General features: G+C 39.7%; 9 protein-coding genes and 1 pseudogene. 5 read left to right on the top strand and 5 right to left on the bottom strand.

Features of this window, described 5'->3' with window-relative positions; all coding sequences use genetic code 11:
- Positions 1-116: 116 nt before the first annotated feature.
- From ribD to EA365_01405, 4 genes are all read right to left on the bottom strand, one after another.
- Positions 117-1199, bottom strand: coding sequence for a bifunctional diaminohydroxyphosphoribosylaminopyrimidine deaminase/5-amino-6-(5-phosphoribosylamino)uracil reductase RibD (ribD, locus tag EA365_01420; GenBank protein ID TVQ48527.1), 1083 nt, complete (start codon positions 1197-1199; stop codon positions 117-119).
- 4 nt (positions 1200-1203) lie between these two features.
- On the bottom strand, positions 1204-2124 hold the full coding sequence (locus EA365_01415; protein ID TVQ48526.1) for a J domain-containing protein: 921 nt from the start codon (positions 2122-2124) through the stop codon (positions 1204-1206).
- Between the two features lie 32 nt (positions 2125-2156).
- Positions 2157-4475: a molecular chaperone DnaK gene (gene dnaK, locus EA365_01410; protein TVQ48525.1), complete on the bottom strand. Its 2319-nt coding sequence runs from the start codon at positions 4473-4475 to the stop codon at positions 2157-2159.
- Positions 4476-4546: 71 nt separating this feature from the next.
- Positions 4547-5740, bottom strand: coding sequence for a 4-hydroxy-3-methylbut-2-enyl diphosphate reductase (locus tag EA365_01405; GenBank protein TVQ48524.1), 1194 nt, complete (start codon positions 5738-5740; stop codon positions 4547-4549).
- A gap of 152 nt (positions 5741-5892) precedes the next feature.
- Here EA365_01405 and EA365_01400 point away from each other — a divergent pair, with 152 nt between their 5' ends.
- Positions 5893-6474, top strand: a complete 582-nt coding sequence (locus EA365_01400) for a PEP-CTERM sorting domain-containing protein (protein TVQ48523.1) — start codon at positions 5893-5895, stop codon at positions 6472-6474.
- 129 nt (positions 6475-6603) lie between these two features.
- On the opposite strand, the pseudogene EA365_01395 reads toward EA365_01400, so the two are convergent.
- A pseudogene (locus EA365_01395) lies at positions 6604-7221 on the bottom strand (DUF2887 domain-containing protein).
- Positions 7222-7263: 42 nt separating this feature from the next.
- Between EA365_01395 and EA365_01390 the strand changes: the two are divergent.
- The 4 genes from EA365_01390 to EA365_01375 all read left to right on the top strand — a co-directional run bounded on the left by EA365_01390 (position 7264) and on the right by EA365_01375 (position 10321).
- Complete coding sequence (locus tag EA365_01390; GenBank protein TVQ48522.1) at positions 7264-7644, top strand: iron-containing alcohol dehydrogenase; 381 nt, start codon at positions 7264-7266, stop codon at positions 7642-7644.
- Between the two features lie 368 nt (positions 7645-8012).
- Entirely contained in the window at positions 8013-9380 is a 1368-nt protein-coding gene (gene mgtE / locus EA365_01385) for a magnesium transporter (protein TVQ48521.1), read from the top strand.
- 12 nt (positions 9381-9392) lie between these two features.
- Positions 9393-10094, top strand: a complete 702-nt coding sequence (locus EA365_01380) for an MgtC/SapB family protein (GenBank protein ID TVQ48520.1) — start codon at positions 9393-9395, stop codon at positions 10092-10094.
- Between the two features lie 35 nt (positions 10095-10129).
- Positions 10130-10321 carry a hypothetical protein gene (locus EA365_01375; GenBank protein ID TVQ48519.1) on the top strand — a complete coding sequence of 64 codons (192 nt, stop codon included), beginning with the start codon at positions 10130-10132 and terminating at the stop codon, positions 10319-10321.
- Positions 10322-10431 lie beyond the last annotated feature (110 nt).

Here is a 10431-nt window from a genome sequence, read left to right as displayed (position 1 = left end):
GTCTCCCTTGTCTTACCTCATGATAACTTTTCTGTAAAAAACCTACACTTGTGAGGGGGGAGAGGGGGAGTATGATATATAGGCATAATAAAACCTAAAACCCTACACCCTACACCCTAAAAATACCCTTGAATTAAGAAATCATCTTTAAATTGACGCAGGGTAACTTGATTAAGGTTTAAAGCTTTATTCATCTCTAGTAAACCCAAATCACCTACGGGAGATGGTGCGCTTTCACCACCGATAATTTTAGGAGCGATAAAAGCCATGACTTTTTGTACTGCTCCTGTGTTAATAGCTGCTGCTGCTAATTTTTGTCCACATTCCCATAGCACAGAGGAAAAATCCCGTTTAGATAGATATTGCAATACTGTTAAGGGTTGTAGAGAGTCTAACTCAACGATTTCGATACCTTTTTGCAGTAAATGTGCTTTAAGGTCAGGATTAGCACCCCTTTCGGTAAAAATCAGGGTGGGTGCGTTCTTAATGTCCCAAAGATTGGCTTCTCGGGGTAAGTCTAAACTACGACTCATGACAATTCTTAAGGGATTGCGATCGCTGATTCCATGAGTAGTAAGATGAGGATTGTCACGACGCAGGGTATTACCCCCAATAATAATTCCATCTACTCCCGCGCGAATATGATAGACGAATTCTCGGGAATCTTTTGCTGTTATCCAAGCGCTATTACCCGTTGAGGTGGCTATTTTACCATCTAGGGTCATAGCGTATTTTAAGATACCAAAGGGGTTACATTGAGTAACACGATGAATAAAAGCCTCGTTTAACTGTTGACAAGCTGGAGTTTCTACCCCAACTACTACTTCTATTCCTGCTTCAACTAGACGTTGAATACCCGTACCTGAAACCCGAGGATCTGGATCAACCATACCTACGACTACTTTAGCAATACCATGTTGAATGACAGCTTCTGTACAGGGTGGGGTGCGTCCGTAGTGGTTACAAGGCTCTAGGGTAACGTACATAGTTGCTCCTTGTGCTGCTTCCTGGGCTGCTTTGAGAGCAAACACTTCGGCGTGGGGTTGACCTAACGCAGGATGATAACCTTCACCGACAATCTGTTCACCTTGGACGATAACCGCACCTACCATGGGGTTAGGACTAGTTTTACCCCAACCTAAACGGGCTAATTCTAAAGCTCGTTGCATCATTTTACGGTCAAAGGGAGAAGCTGTCATTTGTTTAGTTGAATAAGTGTTTACGTGGATTAAAGGTTTCTATCTCTCTCAACTGTTGATATAGTTTTAATTGTTCCTCGCTAATTTCTTTGGGTATAACTATTTTAATCTCCACGAGTTGATCACCTCGATTTCCCTGACGATCTAGATAACCTTTATTGGCTAGACGTAAACGTTGTCCTGATTGTACTCCTTTGGGTACATTCATTTTGACGAGTCCATCAATGGTAGGAACTTCGATCGCGCATCCTATCACTGCTTCTGCTGGGGTGATAGGTATTTGACAATAAATATCGTAATCTTCTAGGGTAAAAAGACGATGGGGAGAGATAGTAATCTCTAGGTATAAATCTCCTCCATTGATACCTTGATTTTTAAGTCTGATTTTTTGACCATCGAACATACCTGGTGGCATTTCGATTTCTAGCGATCGCCCATCTTCGAGACGTATTCTTTCTTTTCCTCCTGTATAGGCTTTTTCTAGGGGTAAAGTCAATCTCGCTTCTATATTCTTTGGTTTTGGGGCTGAGGAAACGCTTTTAACGGTTTTGGTTGTTCCTGGGCGATAAGCTGCTGTTGTTTGACTTCTAACTCGTTCTGTTGGTCTTTCTTGTGTTTTATTAAAATAGGTGGCTCTTTCTCTAATCTTTTCTGCTACGGGATTAGATGGAGTTCTTTTTGCGCCATTTTTATTCCATAAACGAGTATTTAGTTTTTGTTGACTATCATAGGCTTTTCTTTTTTCCTCATCGTGTAAAACGTCATAAGCTTCGTTAATATTCTTAAATTTTTCTTCTGCTGATTGATCATCAGGATTTACATCAGGATGATATTGACGGGCTAATTTCCGAAAGGCTTTTTTTATTTCTTCCTGAGTTGCGTTGCTAGGAACTCCTAATATCGCGTAATAATTACGATTTTGCATATTTATTTATCTGAGAGAACTTTTGCGCTGTTCTAAAACCACTCATCGTCCTCCTCATCCCAGTCATTTTCATAGGGAATATTATTACCTCGACCACGTTTTTTATTGTAGGAAGAATTACTCTGAGGTGGGTAATCATTTTTAGGAGATTTTCTGGATTCATAATCATCGCGATAACCTCTAGTCGGTGGTTCTTCCCGATAACCTCTAGTTGGTGGTTCTTCCCGATAACCTCTAGTCGGTGGTTCTTCCCGATAACCGTTTCTAGGGGTTTCTTCCCGATAACCTCTAGTCGGTGGTTCTTCCCGATAACCACTTCTAGATTCATACTCATCGCGATAACCTCTAGTTGGTGGTTCTTCCCGATAACCTCTAGTTGGGTTATTATACCTATCTTCTGTAGGATAGCGAGGAGAGGAACGATAGTCATCGCGATAATAATCTCTAGAAGAATAATAGCGGTCATCTTCTTCCTCTTCATCCCCAATTAAAGTACGACGCAGAGAAGCAAAGAAACCCTCATCTTCTTCTGACTCATATTGTAGTCTTATTTCCCGGTTTAATTCGTAGAGTGCGTCTTGTAAATCTGCTTGAGTTCTATCTAAGCGTCTTTCGTCTCCTTTTTCGAGACTATCGAGGATATCTTGACAGAGGGCGTCGATACGACGACGATAGTAACTAGCAAATTGAGTACCGTAGTCTAAAGCCACTTCTTTTAGTTTTCTTTGGGCTTGATCTGCTAGAGTTTTAGCGCGGTTGCGTTTTTCGATTCTTTCTTTACGTTCGCGATCTTCTTGGGCAAATTGAGTCGCTTCTGTAATCATGCGATTTACTTCGCTTTCGGTGAGGGTAGAAGAACCTTGAATAATTACGCTTTGCTGCCTTCCTGTAGTCTTATCTACCGCGGTTACTTGGAGTATCCCATTAGCGTCTATATCAAAAGCTACCTGTACTTGTGGCATTCCTCTAGGGGCTGGGGGAATTCCCGTCAGACGAAATTTACCGAGGGATTTGTTACCTGTTGCCATTTCCCGCTCACCCTGGAGTATATGTATTTCTACCATGGTTTGGTTATTTTCTGAGGTAGAAAAGATATCTGATCTTCTCACAGGTATAGTGGTGTTTCTCGGGATGAGTTTCTTCATTAATCCCCCTGTAGTTTCGATACCTAAAGATAGGGGGGTTACGTCTAATAAGAGAATATCTTTTACTTCTCCTTGGAGGATACCTGCTTGAATAGCGGCGCCAACGCCTACGACTTCATCGGGGTTAACGTTTTCGTTGGGTTCTATGTTAATATAACTTCTAACTAATTCTTTAACCATAGGCATTCTCGTTCCTCCCCCTACGAGAATGACCTCGTCAATTTGAGCAGGAGTAATATTAGCGTCATAAAAGGCGCGTTTGACGGGACGACGCAACCGACTAACTAAGTCTTCGCAGAGTTCCTCAAATTTAGCGCGACTGAGTTGAGTTTCGATGTGTTTTGGTCCATCTTCTGTGGCGATGATAAAGGGGAGATTGATTTCGGTGACGCTAACTCCTGAAAGTTCTATTTTGGCTTTTTCTGCTGCTTCGATCAGACGTTGTAAAGCTTGGCGATCGCGTCTTAAATCTACACCTTCTTTGGCTTCAAATTCTGTAGCTAACCAATCGACAATTTTTTTATCGAAGTCATTACCCCCTAGTTGGGTATCACCGCTAGTAGCTTTAACTTCAAAGACTCCGTCTCCTACTTCTAGGATAGAAACGTCAAAAGTTCCTCCCCCAAGGTCAAAAACTAAGACTGTTTGGTTTCTCCGTTGTTCTAAACCATAAGCTAGGGAGGCTGCGGTAGGTTCATTGATTATTCTCAATACTTCTAATCCTGCTACTCTCCCTGCGTCTCTGGTTGCTTGGCGTTGAGAGTCGTTAAAATAGGCGGGTACGGTAATAACTGCGCCTGTTACTGGTTCACCGAGATAACGACTAGCTTCTTCTGCTAGTTTGCGCAATACCATTGCTGAGATTTCTTCTGGGGCGAATTCTTTTTTCAGACGGGGACATCTTATTTTAATATTACCCGTCTCATCACTACGAATAGTGTAGGGAACTCGTTTGGATTCTGTCTCTAGTTCAGCATAGCGACGACCTATAAACCTTTTTACTCCATAAAAGGTATTTTGAGGGTTTAACACCGCTTGGCGACGGGCTAATTGTCCTACTACTAGTTCACCGTCTTTATTAAACCCTGTTACTGAGGGAGTAGTACGCATTCCTTCGGAATTAGCGATTACTAGTGGTTTTCCCCCTTCCATCACTGCTACTACGGAGTTAGTTGTGCCTAAGTCTATGCCTACTACTCTACCCATGCCTAATAATTTTCTCTCTAGAAAGCTCTATCTTATTATAATTTTTGTTAACTTTTTTTTGGTAACCTTAACTAGCTTTTGAGGTTAAAAATCTTCTGGATTACCTCTTCTACTACTTTATCTGGTGTGGATGCTCCTGATGTGACTCCTACGGTGATTTTTCCTGCTGGTAGCCAGTTTTCGGCAATTTCTAGGTCTTTTCCTAGGGGTTTATGTTCTACTTTATTTCCAGAGCCGATGCGATCGCTGCTATCGATATGATAAGAAGGTATCCCTCTAGCTTGGGCTATTTCCTGAAGATGGGTAGTATTAGAGGAGTTATAACCCCCAATTACTACCATTAGGTCTAATTTTTGTTCTACTAGTTCAAACATAGCATCTTGGCGCTCTTGTGTGGCGTCACAGATGGTGTTAAAACTCATAAAGTGCTCATTTAAATTTAACGGTCCATATTTTTTGAGCATTGTATGTTCAAATAGTTTACCTATTTGTTCTGTTTCGCTTTTCAGCATGGTGGTTTGATTGGCTATTCCGACACGGGTTAAGTCTAAATCGGGGTCAAATCCTGGTGAGTAAGCTTTGGCGAACCGTTGCAGAAATTCGGCTTTATCTCCTCCATTGAGGATATATTCAGCGACGTATTCTGCTTCGGCTAAATTTAAGACGATTAGATATTTATCAGCAAAGGAACTAGTAGCGATGGTTTCTTCGTGGTTATATTTTCCGTGGATAATGGATGTATAGTCTTTTTTCTTGTGTTTTTCTACTGAATTCCACACTTTAGCTACCCAAGGACAGGTAGTATCTACGATTGTACAACCTTTAGAGTTTAATAACTGCATTTCCTCTACACTTGCGCCAAAAGCTGGTAATATTACCACGTCTTGTGACTCTACCACTGAGAAGTCTTTTTCTCCTGCTTCTACCTCTATAAAACCTACTGACATTTCTTTAAGACGTTGGTTAACCGATGGATTATGAATAATCTCATTAGTAATCCAGATTCGTTCTGTGGGAAAATGTTGACGAGTTTCATAAGCCATAGCTACAGCGCGTTCAACTCCCCAACAGAAGCCAAAAGCTTGGGCTAAATGAATAGTTACCTGACCTTGAGTCAAGGTATAATTATGATCGCGAATGGTTTGAATGAGATTACTCTGATATTCCTGATTCAAAACGCCACTGACTTCTGCTTGATGACCAAAGCCACGACGGTGGTAGTTTTCTGATTGTTGTAGTGAACGTTTAAAAGCTTTTGTATCCATCGGGTGAAATAGTAAAGATTTCTTAACCAATGGCTAGATTATAACAGATAGGCGCATTATCTTGAGTCTTACCTCAGTTCTAGTTGATTTTTTGAATTAATTAGTTTACCCTTGATAAAAATGTTTCGGTAAAACTAAATGTTACAAAAAAAATCAACAGTACTATTTTGTTTGCGGGTTTGTTATTGATAGGCTATGCTAGCAAAGTGGAAGCCGCGAGCATAACCGATGTGTCCGAGACCATTGTAATAACACCTAGCCCTGGCGAAGTTTTTCAGGTACAACCAGGACAAACTCGAAGCGTATCAGGTTCTGTAGGGGGAAATATTGAATTTCAATTTGATTTAGGTTCGGATGAATTTGGTACTTTTACAGCCACTGTAGATGGTACATTTACACACCATGGTGTTAATTTTCCCATTTTTGGAGAAAAATCATTAGGCTTCTTGGATGAAAATACCTCACATACTGTTACAATACCTATAGCTGCTAGTTCAGTTGGTACTCCACTACCAGCAGGCAGTTATAGTTCCTCAATAAGTGAAATAGATGTTTTTGTTACACGCACTATTCCAACAAGTATTCCTCCTTTTCAGGTAACCGCAAATGTAACAGCCGAAAACAATAGTAGTGATTGGTCAATAGAAGAACGAGTAGTACCTGAGCCTTTAACAATTTTAGGTTCTTTAACAGTTGCTGGGTTTCTTCCTCTACTTAAGAAAACGAAAAAATAGACCTGTAGGGTGGTTTTTTTGTAACCATTGTATTTACATAGCAACCTATGTGGAAACGCACCACCATGATTGAGTAGGTGGGTTACGCTGTCGCTAACCCACCCTACAATATACCTAATACCTGGATCATTAATTATTGCTGCTTAACCAATTGCACAAATCTTGTTCTTGGTGAAAATCCAATAAAGCTTCTCCTAAGATTTTTTCGATTAATTCAATAAAGTTTTGTTGAACACTCTCATCTGTCAATTTTATTTTAGCCTGACTTATCAGGGAACGTGCTCTCCTCTGTAGAGATTCTTCATCTGCTCTGATGATTTTCAGTAACTCTATACCCAAAGAATCCACATTTTCTGGTAATTCGTCTAGATAAATAACTTTAACTCGATTGAGAAGTAAGTTCTTGAAAATGTTCTGGTACTTCTCTAGCTACACGAGAGTTAGGATAAATTACTACTACTGACCAAGTTGGTAAAGGCTTATATTGCCTCAGAAAGAGAAAAAGCTCCCCAAAAATACGATAGTATAAATCAGGGTAGGGTTGAAATTGAACTTCAAGTAGATAAAAAGTTTGACCTGTTTGTGCCAATTTAGGGTAAAAAAGCCCATCTAAACGAAATGAGAGTTGTTTAACTTCTCGGGAAGTGAATTGATATTGACTAGTTACAGTAGCAGGTAAACCTATCAATTCAAAAAATGTCTCAGGAAATGTTAAAAAATATTATAAAAGAGACTATCTGTTTTCATGGGGAGAATTTTTTGGTTGAAAAAGCAGTCATGATTATTTAGATAGTAATATTAAATGGGTTTAAAGAGTCTAATAGAGATAATCAAAATTATCATGGTGAAAAGGTAGCTTTTGGTACATTGGCTTCTTTATTTTTGACGGATAAACCTAGTCAAATCATCGAGGAGGTTTATAGTTTCTGTGAATCAATCGGTCTTGCTACTACTTTAGCTGATATTGGTTTAGCCGAGGTAAGGGATGAAGAGTTAATGGAAGTAGCCAAAGCATCCTGTACTGAAGGTGAAACCATTCATAATGAACCAATTCCTGTTAATCCTGAGATGGTGTTTGCAGCTATTAAAACCGCTGATGCTGAGGGTAAAAGACGCAGCCAAGTTGAAAATTTTGCTCAAAACCTTGACAAATTCGGAAAAAATTGTTAGGCTTGCAGAAGCTCTCTTAGAGCCAAGTTAGTTTTTAAGGAAAAAAGTCAATGGATGTTTCTGGCAGTAGTAGTTTAACTATGCTTCAAGAAACTGTTTTAGAAGACGGAGATTCTCATCATAGTAGCATCCGTGGTTAGTTGTTGACTAGATAAAAGTAATTGGTTTTATCTTTGGTCATCCCTAACTACGGTGACTGCAAGATCAGAAGATTTAACCAAAACAGTTTTAATTAATGATAATTATAGTCTTTTTTGAAGCAGAAAAGGCTAACTGTGGGCTATTCTTGTAACTTTAATAAGCCTTAATCTGAAAGCCACGAATGAAAAGTGGCTCAATATTGTCATAAGCACAAATGGAGGTGAGTCATGGCAAGAAGAAATCTCTTAAAAGATTTATTACAACCTAATGCTTTAGAAGCAGCTAAAAAGGAGGCGAATCGTTTTCCTGCAGCTGAATTAGTACAGTTATTGATGGAAATTGAACCCGAAAAAAGGGTCTTAGCATTTCGATTATTAGAGAAAGATAAAGCAGCTAAGGTATTTGAGTATCTGCGCCCCGAAGATCAAGCAGAGATGATTCAGACGATGGAAAGTCAAGAGGTGATGAATCTTTTAAATACACTAGAAGCAGACGATCGGGTTCGTTTGTTTGATGAATTACCTGCCAAAATAACGAAAAGACTGATTGCTAATCTCAATCCCGAAGATAGACAAGCAGTAGATTTATTGTTGGGTTATCCTGAAAATAGCGTGGGTCGAATGATGAATTTACGCTATCTTGCTCTCAAAGATAACAATACAGTAGGGAATACTATAGAAGCAGTTAGTCAATCCAATCTCACCGACAATCAATTAGCAATTATTTTTGTGATTGATCAAGAAAGATTTTATCGTGGCTTTATCCGAACAGTTCGTCTTTTCAAATACGAGAAAAATCAACCAATTAGTAGTTTAGTAGAAGGGCAAGAAATTGCTGTAGCAGCCACTGCGCGCAATTTACAAGCCGTTAGCATCCTCAAAAATAATGATCTTCCTGCGATTCCGGTATTAGATAATGAAGGACGCTTAATAGGAGATATTATCTTTGATGATGTTATCGATCTTGTGGAAGAAGAGGCTACAGATGCAGCCTTAGCTCAAGCAGGGGTAGGTAATCTCTTAAGTCGTGATAAAGTCTGGAGCGATCGCTTAATTCGTGGTTCATCTTGGTATGCAATCAGACTAAGAATTTTATTTCTCATTATCACTTTAATTGGCGGAATGTTAGTTGGAGGGGTAATTGAGCAATTTGAAGATGTTCTGGGGGCAATTCCGGCAGCTGCTATATTTATTCCTTTAGTCATGGATATGGGGGGGAACGTTGGTACTCAATCTACTACTGTCTTTGCTAGGGGATTAGCTTGGGATCACATCAACGTCAATCGTTTTTTTCCCTATTTACTCCGTGAAGCGCGTATTGGTCTAATTATGGGAGTAATTTTAGGTGCAGCATCAGGGATTATTGCTTATTTTTGGCAAGGTGCACCCAATAACCTTCCTCTATTAGGTATGGTTGTGGCAATTTCTCTAATTTGTGTGGTTACGTTAGGAGCGTTTTTAGGAGCTATTTTACCTTGGGTAATGCTAAAATTAGGTTTTGATCACGCACCTGGAGCTGATCCTTTTATTACCACCATCAAGGATTTTACAGGACTATGGATTTATTTTTCCTTAGTATCTTGGTTAGTAGCTTAGAATCTGCTCATCATGGAAAATTTAGAATTTGCTATTAGACTGCTAGTTGCTTTTTTACTTGGCTCTGCTTTAGGGTTAGAGCGTCAATGGCGACAACGTTTAGCAGGATTACGTACCAACACACTAGTTTCTAGTGGAGCTGCTCTATTTGTGATGTTATCTGTACTTACTCCGGATGATTCTAGTCCTACTCGTGTAGCTGCTCAAATTGTTTCGGGAATAGGTTTTTTAGCAGGGGGTGTAATTCTCAAAGAAGGATTAAGCGTACGTGGTTTGAATACAGCAGCTACTATTTGGTGTGCTGCGGCGATCGGGAGTCTCTCGGGAGCAGGTTATTTTACTGAAGCTTTTATGGGTGCTTTGGCTGTTTTAATTGCTAATACTATTTTACGCCCCCTCGGTTATCTAATTAATCAGCAACCTTTGCAGAACACAGAAATAGAATTATGTTATCAATGTTCTCTAATTTGTTACAGTGATTATGAAGCCGAGGCTAGATCTTTCTTATTGCAATCTTTAAATAATGATAAATTGAAATTGCTTTCTTTGCGTAGTGAGGATTTAGAAGATGCTCCCGATAAGGTGGAGGTAGAAGCAGAAATAGTAACTCAAACCCGCGATGATAAACTTTTGGAGGGAATTATCAGTAAGTTGAGTTTAAATCCTAAAATAACCTCTGCTAATTGGCGGATCATTGAACAAGAGTTTGGATAAATCAGTAACTGAGTAAAACCGCTAATTTTAGTTAAATGTTCTTGAATAGGATTCATAATGAACCAATTCCTGTTAATCCTGAGATGGTGTTTGCAACTATTAAAACCGCTGATGCTGAGGGGAAAGACCTAGGTTTTCATGCACTTAAACCAGGTCAAAGATGCACAACCACACCCAGGTATCATACCTGGGGTGTCCCGAAGGGATTCGCTTCGCGGTACGCCTGATCCAAACCTCAATCTCCACAAGTTTTTCAGCCCCCCTGTCACCCCGTCAGATTTTTGTTCTGGTGCAAGATGTAAGTTTAATAGACCTCATCATGAGATCCTAAATTTAG

The sequence above is a fragment of the Gloeocapsa sp. DLM2.Bin57 genome (assembly GCA_007693955.1).
Taxonomy (GTDB): Bacteria; Cyanobacteriota; Cyanobacteriia; order Cyanobacteriales; family Gloeocapsaceae; genus Gloeocapsa.
The sequence above is the reverse complement of the archived record's forward strand: the minus strand, read 5'-3'. Positions and strand labels throughout refer to the sequence as shown.